Source organism: Dyella sp. GSA-30 (assembly GCF_027924605.1).
Classification (GTDB): Bacteria; Pseudomonadota; Gammaproteobacteria; order Xanthomonadales; family Rhodanobacteraceae; genus GSA-30.
In genome coordinates, this window is sequence record NZ_AP027042.1 from 194,005 (window position 1) to 212,620 (window position 18,616).

The window sequence follows — 18,616 nt, forward strand, 5'->3', positions numbered from 1 at the left end:
CTATTTTTACCGCCTAGCGGGCTGCCTCCTTGCTTTCCGGCAGTTGCCCCTGCACCAGTCGCAATTCCCGCTGCGGAAACGGAATGGTGATGCCCTCTGCATCAAAGCACTCTTTCACGCGACGCAACAGATCGGTCTGCGTCGCCCAGAAATCGCCGGTATTGGTAAACGCACGCAGCAGCAGATTCACCGAGCTGTCTGCCAGCGCCTCGGTATAGACACCCGGCGCGGGCTCCTTGAGGATGCGCTCATCGGCTTGAAAAAGCGCTTCGACCAACGCCATCGCCTTGCCGATATCGTCCTGGTAGCCGATACCCACGCGCAATTCGAACCGACGCGTGCCGCGCCGATTGAAATTGATGATGGCGTCGCCGCCGATCTTGGCATTGGGCACCACTGCCTCGCGGTTGTCCGGCAGCACAAGCACGGTATGCATCAGATTGATGCTTTCGACGGTGCCGTCGATGCCGCCGGCATGGATAAAATCGCCCACACGAAACGGCCGAAACAGAATCAACAGCACGCCCCAGGCCAGGTTGCTCAGCGAGCCCTGCAACGACAGGCCAATCGCCAGACTCGCAGCACCCAGCGCTGCGGCCATCGGCGCGAACGGAACGCCGGCCTTGGTCAGCACCGCCACGATGATCATCGCGATCAGCGCGCCGTAGATCAGGTTGCGCAGAAAGCCGATCAATGTTGGATCAAAGCTCGCCCGCCCCATCGCACGCCCGGCGAAATTGGTCACGCGCTTGGCCGCCCACAGGCCCACCACGAGGATCACCAGCGCAGCGATCAGATTGATGATGACGGCGATCGCGCCCTCGGAAAGATTGAGATGCTTGAGGTAGTCGTGCATACGAAGTCCAGCTCGTCGTGAGTACCTCGACAAGCCTAGCATCCGCGTCGATGCCTCGCCCGATGGCAGACAAAAAAACGCCGCGTCTGGGGTGAGCAACGGACGCGGCGATGGATTCACGCTGTGGGGGAGCGGATATCCTTAACAGCTAGTTTTGATAGAGCTTTTTTTGGGGATCAGAAAGAGGCGACGACCTTGGCGTGATGATCCGGATCGGGCGACACCAGCTTGAGCTGCGAACCGTCGCTGAGACGGAACGAAAAACGCTTTTGCAAATCATCCAGGGCCTGCATGCGCGGACACAGGGCTTCGGCGCGATGACCGAGCTTGTCGGCGCGTGCATTCACTTCTTTATCGATGGTTTTATCGAGCGAGTTGGCGCGCGCCTCAAGCGCGGCGACCTTGGTCTGGTCGCCACTCAACGCGGCCGATACAGCGCCGGCGGTGACGGTGCCGACCAGTTCGGAAACGGCCGTACCAACGCCTTCCTCGACGGTGCGTTCCAACGCATCCTGCTTCCAGATACCACTGGCGATGCCCTGGTCGATTTCGCGCATCGCCGCGGCACGCTTGGTATTGATCTTGTCGAGCATGCGCTTGCGCTCGGCCGGATCCTCGGCAAACGTCGCCGTGACGGTGGCGATAGCGCCGAAACCGATATCCAACCCTTCGCGTGCAATGCTCGCCACCTCCGGCAGGAGCGCGCGAACCTGCGCCTCGTATTGGCGCAGGCGCTCGGCGTCGTCGCCGGAAACAGCAAGCGGCTTCCCGTCGATCTTGATTTGACCGTCATGCATGAAAACATGCTGCGCCACGCCGCTGTCGCGATCGAATCCGATGCCCGCATCGGTGACATGCACATCGTAATCGGTGCGATAGCCGCAGCTGTCGCCACTGACATGGACATCCATTGCGCTTGCCTGCAGACCGAAGCCCAAGCCCATCGCCAGTACCAGCACGCCCGCTTTCATGCGCATACCTAAGTTCTCCCCAAAATGGACGGGCTCGTCGATCGACGCCCTGTGTGCCGCTTCGATGCGCCACCGTGGGTTAAAGGTTTAATCCTTTGCGCGTTTGATACATGGGCCAGCGGTCATCCCCTGCCATCGGTCATGGGCTGCATATGGCCGCCCCTACCCCGCTTTCGTGCTGCACCGCCCATAGTCAAACAATCGTTCGACGCGCTAACGTCGCGATGGATAGCGACACTCTGGGGATCGATGGCATGAGCGATACGTTCGACGTGATCGTGGTGGGCGCCGGCCTGGCTGGCCTGGTTGCCGCCACCGAGGCCGCCGACGCGGGAAAACGCGTACTGGTACTCGACCAGGAGCCGGAGCAGAGCCTGGGTGGTCAGGCGTTCTGGTCCTTTGGCGGCCTGTTCTTCGTCGACTCGCCGGAGCAGCGGCGCATGGGCGTGAAGGATTCGCACGCCCTGGCTCTGACCGACTGGCTGGGCACGGCAGCGTTCGACCGCCCGGAAGATCATTGGCCGCGGCGCTGGGCCGAGGCGTATGTCGATTTTGCCGCCAGCGAGAAGCGGCGCTGGCTCTACGACATGGGCATGCGCTGGTTTCCGGTCGTGGGCTGGGCCGAGCGCGGCGGGCATGGTTCGGTCGGTCACGGTAATTCGGTGCCACGCTTCCATGTCACCTGGGGTACCGGCCCGGGTGTTCTTGAACCCTTCGTGCGCCGCGCACGCGACGCGCAGGCACGCGGCAAGTTGCAGTTCGGTTTTCGTCACCGTGTGGATGAGCTGATGGTCGAACGCGGCGCCGTCGTCGGCGTGCGTGGCAGTTTGCTGGCCGACGACAAGGTCGAACGGGGCAAGCCCAGCTCGCGCGAGATCACGGGTGCATTCGAGCTTCGCGCGCAGGCCGTGGTCGTGGCTTCCGGCGGCATCGGCGCGAACCATGAGCTGGTGCGCAAGTACTGGCCCGAACGACTGGGCGCGCCGCCAGCGCACATGCTCTGCGGCGTGCCGGCGCATGTGGATGGACGCATGCTCGACATCACCGAAGCGGCCGGCGCGCAGCTGATCAATCGCGACCGCATGTGGCACTACGTCGAGGGCATCGAAAACTGGGCGCCGATCTGGCCCATGCATGCCATCCGCATCCTGCCGGGCCCCTCCTCGCTCTGGTTCGACGCCACCGGCAAACGCCTGCCCGGCCCGCTGTGGCCTGGCTTCGATACCCTGGGAACGCTCGAACACCTGCGCCGTACCGGCTACGACTACAGCTGGTTCATTCTGGACCAGCAGATCATCCGCAAGGAATTCGCCCTGTCCGGCTCGGAACAGAACCCCGATCTCACCGGCAAGAGTTGGCGCCAGGTAGCCAAGCGCGCGGTCGGCAAACACGCACCCGCTCCGGTCGAGGCGTTCAAGCAGCACGGCCGCGACTTTATCGTGCGCAATACGCTGGAAGAGCTCGTCGCCGGCATGAACCAGCTCAGCGGCGACGCCTTGCTCGATGCCGCGCAACTGCGTCGCGAGATCGAAGCACGCGACCTGCAGTTCAATAACCCATACACGAAGGACGGTCAGATCATGGCCATCCATAACGCGCGGCGCTATCGCGGCGACAAGCTGGTGCGCGCCGCCAAGCCGCACCGCATCCTCGATCCGGCCAACGGTCCGCTGATCGCGGTGCGTCTCAACATCCTCACCCGCAAGACACTCGGCGGCCTGCACACCGACCTACATGCGCGCGTACTGGACCCGTCGGGCGCTCCTCTACCTGGCCTTTATGCAGCCGGTGAAGCGGCCGGTTTCGGCGGAGGCGGCTTGCATGGCTACCGCGCCCTGGAAGGGAGTTTTCTCGGTGGATGCCTGTTCTCCGGACGCATCGCCGGGCGGGCAGCCGCGGCAGCTGTCGCATGAGCCCACCCGGGCGTATCGTCATCTATGGCGCCGGCAATATCGGTCTTTATCTCGGCGGACGCCTGCTGGAGCACACCCCCGTGCGATTTGTCGGGCGCCCGGCCACCGCAAACGCATTGACCGAAAACGGACTGCATCTGAGCGACTGGCATGGCTGGAAGCGTCATCTGCGCATGGACCAGTTGGACTTCCACACTTCTCCGGAAGCTGCCGCAGACGCCGATCTGGTCCTCGTCTGCGTCAAATCTTCGGCAACGGCCACGGTTGCCCATGAACTGTCGCGCGTACTAGCTGCCCATAGCATCGTCGTCAATTTTCAGAATGGGCTGGAAAATGCCAACCGCTTACGCGAAGCCTTGCCGCAGCACACGGTATTGGCCGGCATGGTGCCCTTCAACGTACTGCAGCACAGCCCCGGCGTGCTGCATCAGGGCTCGGGCGGCGAGCTGATGGCCGCGGGCCATCCCGCACTGCACGCGTATCTACCCTTGTTCGCCCAAGCCGGCCTGCCGTTGCGATTGCGCAGCGACATGGATGCCGTGCTCCGCGCCAAGCTGCTGTTCAATCTCAACAACGCGATCAATGCGCTGTCCGACCTGCCGCTCAAGCAAGAGTTGTCCATGCGCGACTGGCGACGCTGCCTGGCGATCGTGCAACGCGAGGCGCTCGACGCGTTCCAGGCTGCAGCCATGCCGGTCGCACGCCTCACGCCGCTGCCTGCCGCATGGCTTCCACGCGCGCTGGAGCTGCCTGACGCGTTGTTCCTGAAACTGGCGCCGCGCATGCTGGCCATCGATCCGCAGGCGCGTTCGTCGACCTGGGAAGACCTTCGCGCCGGACGTGCGACCGAAGTCGATGCGCTACATGGCGCCGTTGTACGGCTGGCCGCATTGCATGGGCTGCGAGCCGATGCCAACGCCTGTCTGCAAGAACTGATCCGCGATGCGGAGAACAAGCGCACACCCTGGACGGCGCAGGCGCTACTTGCCCGATTGCGATCGGCTCGGCGCCACGCAACTTAAGCAAGCCAAGGGATGCGATTCAACGCCCGCTGGCGATATCGACCACCCTGCCACTGACGATCGTCACCACGACATGCTTGCTGTCAAGCTGATAATGCCATCGCGTCGCCTGGTACCGGCGTGGACCTTTTCGATCCCGCACACCCCGATGGCGCCGCTTCGCGTTCTGGCCCGGCAGGCGGCCGCCTACATGCGTGCCGCGCGAAATACTTTGCGGATTACCCAATAAGACTCTGACACGTGAGGTGTCATCGCCGACCACCAGCACGTGACGACCGACCCGATAAGTCGTGTTGGCATATGCATCGGCAAATAAGACCAACGCCATCCATAGCGCGACCGTCGTCAGCAACCGTAGCGTCATCGCGCACAGGTGGCGGGCGACGGTGTTCTTAGCTTGTCGCCCGCCGGTGCCATCCATGGCTCCTCGCTCCTTCACTGCGATGCCAGACTACATAGATGCCGAAGGCTGTGAAGTCAGCGGGAAACGTGAGATTTGTAAGTGAACGTCGCAGCAAGGAGTCAGCGCGAACGATCCTCGATCGACGCTACCTTTCCGCCGATGATCGTCACCGTCGTGACGCGGTTACCCATCTGGTACTGCCAGCGCTCACCGCGCGCCGCGCCGAAGGTATTTTCCACCGGCTCCTTGTAGGCCGGATCGCCCAACAACCCGATGGCGCGTACCGCACTGTCCCCCACCGCCAGTACCTGGCTGCCGACGCGCAAGGTTTCGGCGGCATGCGCGAAGGAGATACTGAGAAGCATGGGCAAGGCAAGGGCAAATAAACGACGCATGGTTTTCTCCTTTTCCATTCGTTAGCCCCGCCGATCAGAATCCGGCGGATGGCTGCGAAAGATACGCCAGTTCGGCCGCTGTCGAAACACGACCCATGACCTGGTTACGATGCGGGAACCGACCGAAACGCGCAATCACATCGCGATGGCGGCGCGCGTAGTCGAGATAGTTCAGGTACGCGAGGCGCTCACCCACGGGGACGTCTTCGCTGAGCCGCGCAAAAAGATCTACTGCATGATTCTGCGAGGCCAGATCCTCGGCGTGCTCCAACGGAATGTAGGCGAACACCCGCCGCAACGACGACAACCGCGTATCGTCACCGCGCGCTATTCCCGCCAACACCATGCTGTGCACCTTGGCATCGGCGGCATAGGCGCGTGCGTCTTCGCGATACAGGTTGCGGCTGAATTGATCGAGTACGATCAACAAGGCCAACCAGCTGTCTGGCTCCAGCGTCCAGCTATCGAGTTCACCGTCGACAGCACGCTGATGCAGCGCAGCGAAGCGACTGCGTATCTGCGCGTCGAACGCATCGCTTTTTTCAAACCAATGGGCTTGCTGTGCGGGATCGAACCAGAAATCGAGCACATCTCTGGCGGCAGGCGGCATGCAGAGAATCTAGCCGTGCGTCGTGCCGGCGAGGCAATGCATATCCAGATGAACCCGATGCAACCGGCTCAGCTGGCGATGCAGCACCTGCGCCACTTCGCCATCGGCCGTGCGCTGCGCATGACGCTCGAAGCGGTCCCAGAGCGCACATTCGCAACGCGCCAGGCAACGCACCCAGGCGGTATCGCGATGGCTTTGGTCCGACCGGGAAATGGTGGCATCGGCCATGGCGCCACGTACCGCGCCCATCAACGTGCCGTGCGAGGCCGGCACCTTGTTCCATGCGCGTACGTGTGCCTGCAAATCATCGATCAACTGATCGAGCGCTTGTGCGTTTTCGTTGAGCAAAGCCCGCAGGCCCGGTTCGCGCACCTGTGCCAAGGCACGCCGATACAACGCGCGGTCATCGATACCTCGACGGATCAGTGCGTTGAACAGATGTGCGGCCTGCGACACGGGAACCACCTCCTTGGCGGTGGGCGCAACGTTTCGATGGCTGTCATCCTCGTTCCCGGGCACTTAGCCAAAGATAAACCCCGGTCCTTCAGGGTGTTGTCCGCTCAGCTGCCGTTTCATTGGCCTGCATGGATCAGGTTCAAAGGCTGACCGTTTGATGCCCGAATCCCCTGCTGGAGCTCCGCCAGGCGCTGGATATCCGGGCACAAGGCCTGCAATTGCGGCCGCAGAGCCTGCATGCGCTGCTCCAGGCGCGGCCGGAGCTCGGTCGCCAGATCGGTAGCGCGATCCCGCAGACTCGCCGCGGCCTGCAGGTCGCCGCTGACGGCCGCGTTCACCGCCTGCTGGCCCAGGTCGCTGGCCAGCAGCGGCATGATGTCGCTGGCGATCTGATTGGCGTAGCGGTCGGCCATATCCCCCTGCCAATCGTGCGTGCTCTCGCTGGTGGTAATGCGCTGCTTGAGTTCCTGTGCCCGGGCAGCCAGCCGGCGATCGAGTTCCGACTGGGTTTCGGCGCTCAGCGACAGCTGGGCGGTTTCGTCGCGCACGGCCTTGGCAAGCAGGTCCACGCCATTGCGCGCTACGGCCTTGGCGCGAGGTTCGAGCGCGCGTAGTTGCCGCTCGAACAAGGACAGGCGGTCCTGCTCGTCCGGCCGCAGGGTCACGGCCTGACCGTCGGTTTGCAGGCTGCCGTCCCGTAGCACGACGCGAAACGGTGCCGGCTGCGGGCGATCGAACAGCAGGCCTTGCGATTGCAAGGTGACGTCGTAACTGCTGCTGGCCTGGCAGACCGACGCCAGGTCCTGCGCCTGGACGCCGGTCGTGGCGCCCAGGGCAAGCATCCAAACACATGCCATCGGGCGCATAAGGCCTCCACGACTCTCAAGGAAGCGCAGCGATACCCGGTGGCGTATCAACCTCGGCTGAACCGGGTCTGCCGCCGATGAAACTGCGTACGTACCGCAGGCCGCCCCAGCACCCAGGCAAGCCACAGCAAATACACGATGCCGATCGCCTTGATCGCCAGTGCAATCTGGTACACGCGCTTGGTGCGCGCCAGCAGCATCGAGACATCCTCGGCGATCTGCGGGTTGGCCTGCGCCGATTGGCGCATGCTGTCGAAATCGCTCCAGTGCATCAGTATCGCTATGCCGCTGACCAGCGCATATAACGCGATCAGGAGCGCAACGACACGCATCGCCGAACGCGCCCATTCGTGACGCATGATGGCGCCCACGCAGACGACGATCGCGACAAAGGTGGCGCCCAGGTAAAGGAAATCGCCGTGCTGCAGATACTGCAAACCGCCGTAGGCGAGCAGCAGCAACAAGACCCACAACGCCAGGCTCCACATCGAGAAGCGACGCGAGCCGGCCTCGTCATTACGGACTTTTACAAACGGCATTACGGGGCAGCCTTCAACGTCGCCAGATCAGCCAGCACCTGCGACGAATTCTTCTCCGGGTCGACGTCCTGATAGACCTTGGCGATCTTGCCTTGCGGGTCGATCAGGAAGGTGGTGCGCTTGGCATAGTGCATGCTCCCCTGCGAGGTCAGCACGCCATAAGTCGTCGCTACCTTGCGGTCGGCATCGGACAGCAACGGAAACGGCACGTGGTACTTCTCGGCAAAGGCCTGGTGCGACTGGATGTTGTCCAGACTCACCCCGACCACGTCGGCACCGGCCTTGCGCAGCTTGGCGATATCGTCGCGGAACGTGCAGACCTGGGTGGTGCAACCGCCGGTGAAGTCCTTGGGATAGAAATACATCACCAGCCAGCGGCCCTTGTGATCGCCCGGCGTGTGCCAGTGGCCGTTCTGGTCCTGCAGGCGAAAATCCGGGGCGACCTGGCCGACCTGCGGCATGTCCGAAGGGACGACGTCGGCAAATGCAGGCGCGGCGATGCCCACGAAGAGCGAAAGAAAGAACAGCAGGACAGTGCGGCGCATGGTCTACTCCGGGGTAAGGGAAACCGTTCAAGTGTACGCGCAAAACGAAGGGCGCCGCTTGTGCGGCGCCCTTCGTATCAGCGGAATCGACACCCGAATCAGTGAACGCGTTCGATCGAGAACTTGCCCACCGACACGCCCAGGTTCACGCCCTCGCCCGTACCCGACAGCGCCAGCGACGTGGTGCCCTTGGTCAGCACTTCGGCGCTGCCGCTCTTGACCACGCCGGCGTCGGCGCCGGCCTGTGCGTAATCGCCAAATACGTCGTCGATCGAGCGCACGTGCGAGATCGCGCCCTTGCCATCGTCGATGCGGTATTTGCCAGCCGTCAGGCCACCGCCCACTACGTTGATCTTGACGTTCGCGCGCTGGCCATTATTGCAGACGATGGTGCCCATCCCTTCGGCATGTTTGTAGAGAATCGACCAGCCCTTGATGCTGAACTTGAGGTCGCAATCCACCGTCGCATCGGCCGCGTGGGCACGTGCCACCGGCAATGCGGACAGACCCGTTACCGAAAACAGAAGCAGTGCTGCCAAACCGAAATGACGCTTGCTCATGTGAAACTCTCCTTTGTCGCTCTTGCCAAGGTGAGCCGCCCTTTTGCTGTGCTTCGGACCGGGCGGCCATCGTGTTCATGTCGGTATAGCTCAACCCGACGGAGGTGACGGTAATGTGGAGATCGTATTCTTGTACGATTTTTGATCTTTCCGTAACAAACCACCGAGCAGACTGATCTCACTGATTGGAAAACAAGGTGACGCGATGAAAACTCATTACCCGAAAGCGTGGGCTGCCGGCTTTTTGCTGGCGCTGGCACTGAGTCCGACCGCGGTATTCGCCTCGCACACCGTGTGCCATAACGTTGAAGTACAGGATCAACCCAAGGATCAGCACCAGATCGCGGGCATGGCAATCGGTGCGGTCGGCGGCGGCCTGCTGGGCCACCAGGTCGGTGGCGGCAAAGGCAAGACGCTGGCGACGGTGGCCGGCGCGGTCGGCGGTGGTTATGCCGGTAAAAAAATTCAGGAGCACCAGCAGGCGAAGCACACGCATATCGAACGCCGTTGCCATAAGGTCGAGGACTGACGATAGTTGACGTACACACCTGAAGCCATGGAGGCAGCATGTTCAAGTATTCACTGGTCGGCTACGACAGTTCGCCGTCGTCGCAACGGGCGTTTTGTTTTGCCATCAAGCTGGCCAGACTTTCCCAGGGACGGGTACGCGTCGTATCGGCGCTGCAGATCATTGAAGGCGGCGTCGACACGACCTCCCTCGTCATGACCGACACGTCAGGACAGCGAGCCGTCGAACTGATGGCCGAACTCAGGGCGCTGGCACCCGATGCCGACACCTTGGTGGATCTCGAGGTACTGCATGGCAGCCCCGGCGACATCCTGATCTGCCAGGTCCATGCCCACAGCATCGACCATATCGTGATCGGTCATACCGAGCGGGGCGCACTGGCCCGGTGGCTGGTCGGCTCGGTGTCCGACGACGTTCTGGCCCGCGCGCATGTCCCGGTGACCGTCGTCCGCTGACCGCTTTGCCCCCCGCTCCATCGTAAGAAACGCCCGCTCAGCGGGCGTTTTTCATGGGGCGCCACGCAAGATTTCGCGGATCGGCGAGAACCGGGCGCTCGTCAGCCCAGCCGGTAAACAAGCGTTAATCCCCTACGGGCCAAAGGCGTCGTATCCTCTTGTCATAATACAGTCACGCCAGGGAAACACCTGGCTCTGCCCCGAACAGGAAACACCGCGTGAGCTACACCACATCGTTGCCCTGGACCCTGGAGAGTCTGGATCTCGATAGCATCGACATCGAGCGCATTCGCCACAACGAAGATCTGTTCTTCCTGCTTTGCAGCGCCTCGTTTGTCGAAAGTGGATCGGACCTCTATACCCATAATCTGGTCGACCATTTCGCCGGCGATGAAGAGCTGCAGACCTGGTTGAGCCAGCATTGGGAACACGAAGAACTGCAGCATGGGCGCGCCCTTGCCGCCTATGTCCGCAAGGTATGGCCCGAGTTCGACTGGGAGCGCGGCTTCAAGGCGTTCTGGGACGAGTACGGCGCGGTGTGCACCTCCGAACAGCTGGAAAACAGCCGCGGTCTGGAGCTGGCGGCACGTTGCGTGGTCGAAACCGGCACGGCCAGTCTGTACCGCGCGCTCAACGACATCACCGACGAGCCGGTGCTCAAGCAGCTGACCAATCACATCAAGAGCGACGAGGTGCGCCACTACAAGCACTTCTACCAGCACTTCCGCCGCTATCGCGAAAAGGAAGGCTTCGGTCGCTACAAGGTGTTTCGCGCCGTGCTGCGCCGGGTCAACGAGATCAAGAGCGAAGACAGCGACATCGCCCTGCGCCACGTCTTCAACCAGTGCTATCCGCAATACCAGAGCGACAAGGCGAAGTACCGCGAGGTGACCGGGCGTGCCCAGGACTTGCTGCGCCGGAATATACCCGCCGAAATGACGGTAAAGATGCTGCTCAAGCCGCTGGACCTGCCGGCACGCGTGCAGAATGCCATCGAGAAGCCGCTGGCGAAGATCGCGGAGAAGTTGTTCTTGCAGTAGGGCTGGGGAATTCGCTCGCTACGCGAGCTTGGGAACGGGGAATGGAAAGAGCCAACGTGCAGCGCACTGCTCTTCCCCGCTCCCCATTTCCTACTCCCCATCCTTCCGCTCCTTCTCCTCGATCTTCCGCTCCTTCTGCAACTTCTCCTCGGCCTTGAGCTTCTGCACGTCGACCGGACGAATCTCCATGATGGTGCACGGGACCATCTCGCCGGTAAGCACTTTGTCGAAACGGACGTTGACCTCGTGCATGCGCGAGGTCAGGCCGATTGCGTTGACCCACTCCAGGTTCTGACAACCGCCATCGACCGTGAGTAGGTACGCCTCGTTGCCGCGTGTGTAGATAGACAGATGCGTACGATCCAAAGCCTCCCAGGACCATAACGAGAAGTAACGGAAACTATTGACCGGCGCACCCGACGCTGCCTGATAGTCGAGCAGGCGCTGATTGGGTTTTTCCGGCTGCGTGGCGCATGCGGCCAGTGCGGCGACCGCAAGAGCGATCATCAACGAACGGATGGACTTCATGGCGGTGTCTCCTGGATCGACCTGCATAAAAACGCGCACCCATAGGTGCGGTGGACCGGCTTACTTCTTCTTGCCCTTGCCAACGGGCTGCCACTTGCTTGCGTCGAATCCACCCACTTCGTAAACCAGTGTCTGCTTCTTGTCGTCGTCCTTGGTGGTGACGTCCATGGTGATTTTCTTCGCCTTTTCCAGCATGGCGATAAATGCCTTGTCGTCGCGAATCATGATGGCCGGCTCGCCAGTGGTCGGCGCAAAACCCTTGATGCCGGTCGGCTTGCCATCCACGGTTGCATTGATGGTGCAATTGCCCTTGCAGATGAAGCCGTGGCCGCTGCCGAACAGGAACACGTTCTGACCCCACTCGGTGTGGCGACGCAGCACCAGGCGCACGCGATCGTTGCCCGATGGCTGGCTGGTGTAGATGGTTGCCGTGGACTGCGTGCCGCCCTGCATCGGCGACACTTGATAGATCCACAGCGCCTGCACGCGCGCTTTTTCGCGGTTGTCCTTGAAGCGCTGCTCGATCCCCGGCAGGCTTTGCTGCACTTCCTTGGCCGCATCGGTATTGGGAAAACGCTCGACGATGTCCTTGCCCATCAGCACGGTCATCTCGTCATTGTTCTGCTGCACGAGCTGACGATACGTATCGAGTTTCTTGGCCGCATCGGCCTGGGTCTGCGCCGCGGCGGTCTGCGCCTGTTCGGCGGCAGAGGGCTGGTCGCTTTGTTGCGAACAACCTGCCATCGATGCGGCGGCGACCAATACGGCAAGCAAAGGACGGCGGACAGAATTCATGACGCAACCTCGGTTAAAGACAGGCGTTAAGAATGTACGGGCCGCGAGCCCTGCGCAACCGCGACATCACCGAAACGTTCGCGCAACTGCGCGCGAAAGCGGCGGCTGCATGGAATCTTCATGCCGCCCTGCATGGTCAGGCGCGCGTCGCCGGTTTCCAGCGGCTCGATCTCGGTCAGGTAATCGAGGTTGATGAAATAACTTCGCTGCACTCGCACAAAACGGGACGGATCGAGCTTTTCCTCGATGCTGGCCATCGTGGCCCGCAATGGGTAATCCCTTCCGCGCACGTGGAGGTTCACGTAATTGCCGGAAGCCTGCAGCCACTCGACTTCCCGAGCATTGATCAGGAACTCCTTGCCGAGCTTGCGCACCAGAAAGCGCTCCGGCCGCTCCACCGATTCCACCGGCGGACCTTCGTCCGGCTCGGCCAGGATGCGCGCCTCGCCCTGAAAGCGGGTCCGCCACAATTCGTAGAATCCGATCAGGGCGACGATGGCGGCGTACGAGCGGATGTCCTTGAGATATTCATAGCCCCACACGACCCAGGAGCCGAAGTCGTACTGCTGCCCCATCACCGCATAGGCCAGCTTGCGCAGCAGCACCATGCCGCTGACATGCACCAGGGAGAAGATCACGCTGCCCAACAGCAGCCAGGGCAGGCTGGTACGCCAGGTTTCGAAACGAATCGGCCAGCGCCGCTGCCCCGCCACCACCGCCGGGATCAGCGCCAGCATCACCAGGGCACTGCTCCACTCCCAGCTCCATGGTTCCCATGCCGCCAGCCGCGGATGATCCAGCCGCGAGGTGATGCTGTTGAAGGTCGCATTCAAGATAAAGAACACGACCCAGAACGCGATCTCGAACGGGCGGCGCCAGCGTTGGAAGGAGCGGTAGTCGAAGGAAGGGGGTGGCATAGATAGAGAGTGTAGCCAGGTGTTGCAATGGTTCGGCGAGCACCCAGCCCCCTCACCCCAACCCTCTCCCCCGGCAGAGCCAGGGGAGAGGGAGCCAAAAGCGCGCGAGATTCAAACCTGCCTCAGTTCGCCCCCTCTCCCCTGGCTTGCCGGGGGAGAGGGTTGCGGTGAGGGGGCTTTTTATGTCCCCACCACCACAACTCACCCCTCCCACCCCACCGCTCATCCCCCACTCCACCCAATCAATCACTTAGCCCACGACACCTCACCACGTGCACGCCAGCATCGGCCCCACTTTCCACCGGGAGCCTTACGTCATGAGTGCCACACCCCGCCGCCACGATATCGACGCCCTGCGCGTCCTGGCCTTTGGCCTGTTGATCCTCTATCACCTGTCGATGCTGTATGTCGCCGACTGGGGCTTTCATCTCAAGAGCAGCCATACCGCCGAGTGGCTGCAATACCCCATGCTGTTCCTCAACCGCTGGCGCATGGAACTGCTGTTCCTGATTTCCGGGCTGGCGGTGCACTTCCTGCGCGGCAAGACCTCGCTGCCCCGGCTGGCCTGGAAGCGCACGGTACGATTGATGCTGCCACTGTTGTTCGGCATGGCCGTGGTGGTGCCGATCCAACCCTATGTGCAGGGGCTGTCGAACGGACTCGTCCAGCCGGGCTTCGGTGCCTTCCTCCTGCGCTACTGGACCGGCGGCCCGTGGCCGGCGCATGCCTTTGACGGCTGGCAGTTCGGCGTGACCTGGAACCACCTGTGGTACCTGCCCTATCTGTGGCTGTACACGCTGGTGCTGCTGATGCTCTTGCCGGCACTGGAGTCGCCGGTCGGCCGACGGATACGTGCACGCATCGAAGGCCTGCGGGGCCGCAGCTTGCTGATCGCGCCGGCCATTCCGCTCCTGGCCTGGGGCGTGCTGCTTGCCGATCGTTATCCGATGTATCACACGCTGATCGGCGACTGGTACTCCCATGCGCTCTACGGGACGATGTTCTTCTACGGCTATCTGCTCGGCACCGGCTCGCGCCTGTGGGGCGAGCTGGCGCGGCTGCGTCGCAGCACGCTTGGGGTCGCATTGGCGTCGTTCAGCGTGTTTATCGTGCTGGACAAGTTCGGTGGGGCGCTGCTGGGGCACGAATCGAATGCGCTGGACCTGATCGTCCGTGCCGCCCAGTACCTTTATATGTGGACGGCAATCGCTGCCGTACTGGGCTGGGGACACGCATGGCTGAACCGTCCGTTCCGCTGGCTGCCCTATGCACGCGAGGCGGTGTACCCCTGGTACATCCTGCACCAGAGCGTGATGCTGGCGCTGGCATGGTGGCTGATGCCACTCGGCCTGGGCGCGGTGGGCGAACCCCTGGTGATCCTGGTGGGAACGGTTGCCGGATGTGCCGTGTCGCACGAGATCATTCGCCGCACGTCGTGGTTACGCCCACTGTTCGGCCTGGACGCAAGGCCCCGCCCTGCGCGTGTTGCGTTGGTCTTGCCACGCATGGCTGACGATCTGGCCTGAAGCTTAGAACAGGGCGCCGCGATCAGCGGTGCCCTGTTTGGAACGCAGAAAACTGCGAGTCCATATACCGATAAATTTTTGCCGTGAATGGTCCCGGGAGCCGATAATGCGCATTCTTCGCAAGGACCTCTCATGGCCTCTTCCGCGCTGCCCCCAGCGGATTCGTTACTCAAACATCCTGCATTCGTACAGTTCTGGTTCGCACGCGTCGCGTCCAGCTTCGGCTTTCAGATGCTGTCGGTCGCGGTCGGTTGGCAGATTTACGAAGTCACCGGACGCGCCTTCGACCTGGGCCTGATCGGTCTGGCGCAATTCGTGCCGTCGTTCCTGCTCGCGCTGCCGGCCGGTCATGTGGCCGATCAGTTCGAGCGGCGGCGCATCGTCCGCTACGGCCTCATGGTGGAGTTGCTGGCGATCGCGGTACTCGCTGCATTGAGTCTGCTTCATTCGGTGCACGAGGCGGGGGTTCTCGCGCTGGTGTTCATCATCGGTGTCGCCAAGGCATTCGAGTTTCCCTCGCTGCAATCGATGTTGCCGGCACTCGTGCCGGCACCGATCCTGCCGCGCGCCATGGCGGCAAGCAGTTCGGCCGGTCAGGCGGCGACGATTCTCGGCCCCGCCCTGGGTGGCCTGCTATACGTCGCCGGTCCCGGCGTGGTGTATGTGCTGGCCGGCGTGCTCTATCTGGTTGCCGTCGTGATGATGGGCCTGCTGCGTTACGAGCAGGCACCGCCGCGACGCGAACCGGCGACCTTGAAAACCGTATTCGCCGGCGTGCATTTCATCCGCCATCGGCCCGATGTGCTGGGCGTGATTTCGCTCGACCTGTTCGCGGTGCTGCTCGGCGGCGCGACGGCACTGCTGCCGATCTTCGCCAAGGACATTCTGCACACCGGGCCATGGGGCATGGGCCTGTTGCGTGCGGCACCGGCCGCGGGCGCGTTGCTGATGTCGATCTGGCTCGCGCGCCACAGCATGCAGCGACGTGTGGGTCCGATCATGTTCGCCGCGGTTGCAGGCTTCGGTTTGGCGACCCTGGTGTTTGCCGTATCCAAGCTGCTGTGGCTGTCGTTGATCGCCTTGTTCGCGCTCGGCGCATTCGACATGGTGAGCGTGGTGATCCGCAACTCGCTGGTGCAGCTCGATACGCCCGATGATATGCGTGGTCGGGTCAATGCGGTGAACGCGATCTTTATCAATACCTCCAATCAGCTGGGCGAATTCGAATCGGGCATGCTCGCTGCCTGGGTTGGCGCGGTGAATGCCACGCTGATCGGCGGCGTAGGAACATTAATTGTGGTCGGGCTGTGGATCTATATGTTCCCGACCTTGCGTCGACGGCAGCGTTTGCAGGCGGAGCCAGAAGCTGCGCAGGTTGCGGAGAGTGCCGTTTAGTATGGAGGTTGCGGTCGCGACTGAAGTCGCTCCTACAAGATAGCAATGTCCTGGCTAGTTTGTAGGAGCGACTTCAGTCGCGACCGCCCCGCCTCAAGCCGAAGCAAGCTCCCGTATCTGCGCAACATCGCGCAACGGCGGCGCCCCATAAAAGCGGCTGTACTCACGACTGAACTGCGAAGGGCTTTCATAGCCCACGCGATGTGCCGCCGAAGCGGCATCGCACTGCTCGGTCAACAGCAGACGCCGCGCCTCCTGCAGTCGCAGGAGCTTCTGGTATTGCAACGGGCTCATGGCCGTAATCGCCTTGAAGTGGTGATGCAGCGACGACACGCTCATATTGACCGTCCGCGCCAGCTCCTGGATGCGCAACGGCGCACTGAAGTGCTGCCTGAGCCAGTCGATCGCCCGCGCGATCTGCTGCGTCTGGCTGCCGGTCATGGCGATCTGGCGCAGGCACGCACCCTGGTCGCTGATGATCAGGCGATAGAGCAATTCGCGCTCGATCAAGGGCGCCAGCATCGGAATATCCGCCGGCGTCTCCAGCAGACGCACCAGGCGCAGCACGGCGTCGAGCATGTCGTGCGAGAGCGGACTGATCGACATGCCGCGGCCCGCCGATACCTTGACCGGCGGCAGATCGGCGGTCAGCAGCTCGGCAATGCGCGAAGGATCGAGCTGCCACACCACACAAAGACACGGACGCTCGGGCGACGCCTCGGTGACGCTGTAGATCACCGGCAGATCGATCGTCGTCACCAGGTAATTGGCCTGATCGTAGTCATAGCGCTCGCCCCCGAGCAGCACCCGCTTGCTGCCTTGCGCAACCAGGGTCAGCGTCGAGGTATAGAGACCGCACTTGGAGTTGATCGGCTGGCTGGAGCGATACAGGTTGAGCCCCGCGATGGCGGTTTCGTGGTCGCCATCATCGACAGCCAATCGATCAATCAGGACTGCCAGATCCTGCCGTTTGCGTTCCAGCTCTTGCGCGGCCGATTCTTCGGAAAGTAGCGACATTCGAGTGCATTTCAGCTGATCAGGGACCATCGAACCTTGCCTGTTCCTGCGAGCTTACGCGAGTGCCTCAGCGTCAAAACGGAGAATCGGGCAAGGATTTCGCAGAATCGAGCTACCGGCCGTCACACCCGCCTCCGCATACTGCGAAGCGTTCGACGATCTTTCCCGGATTGCCGCCCGTCCCTCACTTGCCTGGAGCTCCGCATGACTCTCGATATTCGCGGCTTTGCCGCACAGTCCGCGACCACCCCATTGGCGCCGCATGCTTTCGTACGCCGTGATCCGCGCCCGACCGACGTGGTGATCGATATTCTCTATTGCGGCGTCTGCCACTCGGATATCCACCAGGCGCGCAACGAATGGAAGAACAGCATCTACCCGATGGTGCCCGGCCACGAAATCATCGGCCGGGTCAGCTCGGTCGGCGCGAACGTCAGCAAGTTCAAGGTCGGCGACATGGTCGGCGTGGGCTGCATGGTCGATTCCTGTCAGCATTGCGACGCCTGCAACGAAGGCCTTGAGCAATACTGCCGCGAAGGCGCCGTCTGGACTTACAACGGCATCGATCGCCGTGACCAGATGCCGACCTTCGGCGGTTACTCCGAGCGTATCGTCGTCGACGACAAGTTTGTCGTACGCATCGCCGATTCGCTCGATGCCAAGGCGGCCGCACCGCTGCTGTGTGCGGGCATCACCACCTACTCGCCGCTGAAATACTGGAAGGTCGGCAAGGGTAGCAAGGTGGCGGTCATCGGCCTGGGCGGACTGGGCCACATGGGCCTGAAATTTGCCAAGGCGATGGGTGCCGACGTCACCTTGTTCACGCGTACGCCGGACAAGGAAGCCGAAGCACGCCGCCTTGGCGCCGATCATGTCGTGCTGTCCACCGACGAAGCGCAGATGAAGGCGGTGACGCGCCAGTTCGATTTCATCCTGGATACCGTCCCCAGCCCGCACGACTTGAATCCCTATCTCGCCACGCTGGCCATGAACGGTACGCTGTGCCTGGTCGGCCTGCTCGAACCGATCGAGCCGGCTGTCGCCGCTGCCAATGTCGTGATGGGCCGCCGCTCGATCTCGGGCTCGGCCATCGGCGGCATCGCCGAAACGCAGGAAATGCTCGACTACTGCGCCAAGCATGGCATCGTCAGCGATATCGAGATGATCGATATCCAGGATATCAACGGCGCTTACGAGCGCATGCTCAAGAGCGATGTGCGTTATCGCTTCGTGATTGATATTGCTTCGCTCAAGAAAGCATCCTGAAGAACCTCGGTT

22 protein-coding genes are annotated in these 18,616 nt (G+C 62.3%); 8 read left to right on the forward strand and 14 right to left on the reverse strand.

Annotated features, from left to right (window positions below; genetic code table 11):
* Positions 1-13: 13 nt before the first annotated feature.
* Together QMG46_RS00905 and QMG46_RS00910 are read right to left on the reverse strand one after the other, a co-directional pair.
* Entirely contained in the window at positions 14-856 is an 843-nt protein-coding gene (locus QMG46_RS00905; protein WP_281850542.1) for a mechanosensitive ion channel family protein, read from the reverse strand.
* Positions 857-1,032: 176 nt separating this feature from the next.
* Entirely contained in the window at positions 1,033-1,833 is an 801-nt protein-coding gene (locus QMG46_RS00910) for a DUF2884 family protein (protein ID WP_281850543.1), read from the reverse strand.
* 248 nt (positions 1,834-2,081) lie between these two features.
* On the opposite strand from QMG46_RS00910, the gene QMG46_RS00915 reads away from it, so the two are divergent.
* Together QMG46_RS00915 and QMG46_RS00920 are read left to right on the forward strand one after the other, a co-directional pair.
* Positions 2,082-3,740, forward strand: coding sequence for an FAD-binding dehydrogenase (locus QMG46_RS00915; RefSeq protein ID WP_281850544.1), 1,659 nt, complete (start codon positions 2,082-2,084; stop codon positions 3,738-3,740).
* The gene (locus tag QMG46_RS00920; RefSeq protein ID WP_281850545.1) at positions 3,737-4,762 is read left to right on the forward strand and encodes a 2-dehydropantoate 2-reductase; all 1,026 of its coding nucleotides are present in this window, start codon (positions 3,737-3,739) and stop codon (positions 4,760-4,762) included. Before QMG46_RS00915 ends, QMG46_RS00920 begins: the two co-directional genes overlap by 4 nt.
* Positions 4,763-4,781: 19 nt before the next feature.
* On the opposite strand, the gene QMG46_RS00925 is transcribed toward QMG46_RS00920, so the two are convergent.
* From QMG46_RS00925 to QMG46_RS00960, 8 genes are all read right to left on the reverse strand, one after another.
* Positions 4,782-5,183, reverse strand: a complete 402-nt coding sequence (locus tag QMG46_RS00925) for a hypothetical protein (protein WP_281850546.1) — start codon at positions 5,181-5,183, stop codon at positions 4,782-4,784.
* Between the two features lie 101 nt (positions 5,184-5,284).
* On the reverse strand, positions 5,285-5,560 hold the full coding sequence (locus QMG46_RS00930) for a DUF2845 domain-containing protein (RefSeq protein ID WP_281850547.1): 276 nt from the start codon (positions 5,558-5,560) through the stop codon (positions 5,285-5,287).
* A gap of 34 nt (positions 5,561-5,594) precedes the next feature.
* Positions 5,595-6,170 carry a DUF924 family protein gene (locus tag QMG46_RS00935; RefSeq protein ID WP_281850548.1) on the reverse strand — a complete coding sequence of 192 codons (576 nt, stop codon included), beginning with the start codon at positions 6,168-6,170 and terminating at the stop codon, positions 5,595-5,597.
* A gap of 9 nt (positions 6,171-6,179) precedes the next feature.
* A complete protein-coding gene (locus QMG46_RS00940) occupies positions 6,180-6,626 on the reverse strand; it encodes a DUF2383 domain-containing protein (RefSeq protein WP_281850549.1) in 447 nt (148 codons plus the stop codon).
* A gap of 116 nt (positions 6,627-6,742) precedes the next feature.
* Positions 6,743-7,492, reverse strand: a complete 750-nt coding sequence (locus QMG46_RS00945; protein WP_281850550.1) for a DUF2884 family protein — start codon at positions 7,490-7,492, stop codon at positions 6,743-6,745.
* Between the two features lie 47 nt (positions 7,493-7,539).
* The gene (locus tag QMG46_RS00950) at positions 7,540-8,031 is read right to left on the reverse strand and encodes a hypothetical protein (RefSeq protein ID WP_281850551.1); all 492 of its coding nucleotides are present in this window, start codon (positions 8,029-8,031) and stop codon (positions 7,540-7,542) included.
* A complete protein-coding gene (locus QMG46_RS00955; RefSeq protein WP_281850552.1) occupies positions 8,031-8,576 on the reverse strand; it encodes a peroxiredoxin in 546 nt (181 codons plus the stop codon). Before QMG46_RS00955 ends, QMG46_RS00950 begins: the two co-directional genes overlap by 1 nt.
* Positions 8,577-8,674: 98 nt before the next feature.
* Positions 8,675-9,136, reverse strand: a complete 462-nt coding sequence (locus tag QMG46_RS00960; RefSeq protein WP_281850553.1) for a hypothetical protein — start codon at positions 9,134-9,136, stop codon at positions 8,675-8,677.
* Positions 9,137-9,341: 205 nt separating this feature from the next.
* Between QMG46_RS00960 and QMG46_RS00965 the strand changes: the two genes are divergently transcribed.
* The 3 genes from QMG46_RS00965 (at position 9,342) to QMG46_RS00975 (ending at position 11,160) form a co-directional block, all read left to right on the forward strand.
* Positions 9,342-9,665, forward strand: coding sequence for a glycine zipper 2TM domain-containing protein (locus QMG46_RS00965; protein WP_281850554.1), 324 nt, complete (start codon positions 9,342-9,344; stop codon positions 9,663-9,665).
* 38 nt (positions 9,666-9,703) lie between these two features.
* Positions 9,704-10,120, forward strand: a complete 417-nt coding sequence (locus QMG46_RS00970) for a universal stress protein (protein WP_281850555.1) — start codon at positions 9,704-9,706, stop codon at positions 10,118-10,120.
* 218 nt (positions 10,121-10,338) lie between these two features.
* Positions 10,339-11,160, forward strand: coding sequence for a ferritin-like domain-containing protein (locus tag QMG46_RS00975; protein WP_281850556.1), 822 nt, complete (start codon positions 10,339-10,341; stop codon positions 11,158-11,160).
* Positions 11,161-11,250: 90 nt separating this feature from the next.
* Here the strand turns inward: QMG46_RS00975 and QMG46_RS00980 are convergent, their stop codons facing one another.
* Genes QMG46_RS00980 through QMG46_RS00990 form a run of 3 tightly spaced genes read right to left on the reverse strand, consistent with a single transcriptional unit; the run spans position 11,251 to position 13,400 of the window.
* A complete protein-coding gene (locus QMG46_RS00980; RefSeq protein ID WP_281850557.1) occupies positions 11,251-11,688 on the reverse strand; it encodes a DUF6491 family protein in 438 nt (145 codons plus the stop codon).
* 60 nt (positions 11,689-11,748) lie between these two features.
* The gene (locus tag QMG46_RS00985) at positions 11,749-12,483 is read right to left on the reverse strand and encodes a hypothetical protein (protein ID WP_281850558.1); all 735 of its coding nucleotides are present in this window, start codon (positions 12,481-12,483) and stop codon (positions 11,749-11,751) included.
* Positions 12,484-12,509: 26 nt separating this feature from the next.
* The gene (locus QMG46_RS00990) at positions 12,510-13,400 is read right to left on the reverse strand and encodes a LytTR family DNA-binding domain-containing protein (RefSeq protein ID WP_281850559.1); all 891 of its coding nucleotides are present in this window, start codon (positions 13,398-13,400) and stop codon (positions 12,510-12,512) included.
* Between the two features lie 317 nt (positions 13,401-13,717).
* Between QMG46_RS00990 and QMG46_RS00995 the strand changes: the two genes are divergently transcribed.
* Complete coding sequence (locus QMG46_RS00995) at positions 13,718-14,926, forward strand: acyltransferase family protein (RefSeq protein WP_281850560.1); 1,209 nt, start codon at positions 13,718-13,720, stop codon at positions 14,924-14,926.
* Positions 14,927-15,058: 132 nt separating this feature from the next.
* A complete protein-coding gene (locus tag QMG46_RS01000) occupies positions 15,059-16,321 on the forward strand; it encodes an MFS transporter (protein WP_281850561.1) in 1,263 nt (420 codons plus the stop codon).
* A gap of 93 nt (positions 16,322-16,414) precedes the next feature.
* Here the strand turns inward: QMG46_RS01000 and QMG46_RS01005 are convergent, their stop codons facing one another.
* Positions 16,415-17,338, reverse strand: coding sequence for an AraC family transcriptional regulator (locus QMG46_RS01005; RefSeq protein WP_281850563.1), 924 nt, complete (start codon positions 17,336-17,338; stop codon positions 16,415-16,417).
* Positions 17,339-17,542: 204 nt separating this feature from the next.
* On the opposite strand from QMG46_RS01005, the gene QMG46_RS01010 reads away from it, so the two are divergent.
* Positions 17,543-18,604: an NAD(P)-dependent alcohol dehydrogenase gene (locus QMG46_RS01010; protein ID WP_281850564.1), complete on the forward strand. Its 1,062-nt coding sequence runs from the start codon at positions 17,543-17,545 to the stop codon at positions 18,602-18,604.
* The last annotated feature ends 12 nt before the right edge of the window (positions 18,605-18,616 follow it).

What these genes read in the sequence shown, in the direction of transcription:
- QMG46_RS01000 (WP_281850561.1), top strand. Translation starts at nt 15,059, where the DNA reads ATGGCCTCTTCCGCGCTGCCCCCAGCGGATTCGTTACTCAAACATCCT.
- QMG46_RS00985 (WP_281850558.1), bottom strand. Translation starts at nt 12,483, where the DNA reads ATGAATTCTGTCCGCCGTCCTTTGCTTGCCGTATTGGTCGCCGCCGCA.
- QMG46_RS00915 (WP_281850544.1), top strand. Translation starts at nt 2,082, where the DNA reads ATGAGCGATACGTTCGACGTGATCGTGGTGGGCGCCGGCCTGGCTGGC.
- QMG46_RS00920 (WP_281850545.1), top strand. Translation starts at nt 3,737, where the DNA reads ATGAGCCCACCCGGGCGTATCGTCATCTATGGCGCCGGCAATATCGGT.
- QMG46_RS00970 (WP_281850555.1), top strand. Translation starts at nt 9,704, where the DNA reads ATGTTCAAGTATTCACTGGTCGGCTACGACAGTTCGCCGTCGTCGCAA.
- QMG46_RS01010 (WP_281850564.1), top strand. Translation starts at nt 17,543, where the DNA reads ATGACTCTCGATATTCGCGGCTTTGCCGCACAGTCCGCGACCACCCCA.
- QMG46_RS01005 (WP_281850563.1), bottom strand. Translation starts at nt 17,338, where the DNA reads ATGTCGCTACTTTCCGAAGAATCGGCCGCGCAAGAGCTGGAACGCAAA.
- QMG46_RS00960 (WP_281850553.1), bottom strand. Translation starts at nt 9,136, where the DNA reads ATGAGCAAGCGTCATTTCGGTTTGGCAGCACTGCTTCTGTTTTCGGTA.
- QMG46_RS00955 (WP_281850552.1), bottom strand. Translation starts at nt 8,576, where the DNA reads ATGCGCCGCACTGTCCTGCTGTTCTTTCTTTCGCTCTTCGTGGGCATC.
- QMG46_RS00945 (WP_281850550.1), bottom strand. Translation starts at nt 7,492, where the DNA reads ATGCGCCCGATGGCATGTGTTTGGATGCTTGCCCTGGGCGCCACGACC.
- QMG46_RS00930 (WP_281850547.1), bottom strand. Translation starts at nt 5,560, where the DNA reads ATGCGTCGTTTATTTGCCCTTGCCTTGCCCATGCTTCTCAGTATCTCC.
- QMG46_RS00980 (WP_281850557.1), bottom strand. Translation starts at nt 11,688, where the DNA reads ATGAAGTCCATCCGTTCGTTGATGATCGCTCTTGCGGTCGCCGCACTG.
- QMG46_RS00935 (WP_281850548.1), bottom strand. Translation starts at nt 6,170, where the DNA reads ATGCCGCCTGCCGCCAGAGATGTGCTCGATTTCTGGTTCGATCCCGCA.
- QMG46_RS00905 (WP_281850542.1), bottom strand. Translation starts at nt 856, where the DNA reads ATGCACGACTACCTCAAGCATCTCAATCTTTCCGAGGGCGCGATCGCC.
- QMG46_RS00995 (WP_281850560.1), top strand. Translation starts at nt 13,718, where the DNA reads ATGAGTGCCACACCCCGCCGCCACGATATCGACGCCCTGCGCGTCCTG.
- QMG46_RS00965 (WP_281850554.1), top strand. Translation starts at nt 9,342, where the DNA reads ATGAAAACTCATTACCCGAAAGCGTGGGCTGCCGGCTTTTTGCTGGCG.
- QMG46_RS00910 (WP_281850543.1), bottom strand. Translation starts at nt 1,833, where the DNA reads ATGCGCATGAAAGCGGGCGTGCTGGTACTGGCGATGGGCTTGGGCTTC.
- QMG46_RS00925 (WP_281850546.1), bottom strand. Translation starts at nt 5,183, where the DNA reads ATGGATGGCACCGGCGGGCGACAAGCTAAGAACACCGTCGCCCGCCAC.
- QMG46_RS00950 (WP_281850551.1), bottom strand. Translation starts at nt 8,031, where the DNA reads ATGCCGTTTGTAAAAGTCCGTAATGACGAGGCCGGCTCGCGTCGCTTC.
- QMG46_RS00990 (WP_281850559.1), bottom strand. Translation starts at nt 13,400, where the DNA reads ATGCCACCCCCTTCCTTCGACTACCGCTCCTTCCAACGCTGGCGCCGC.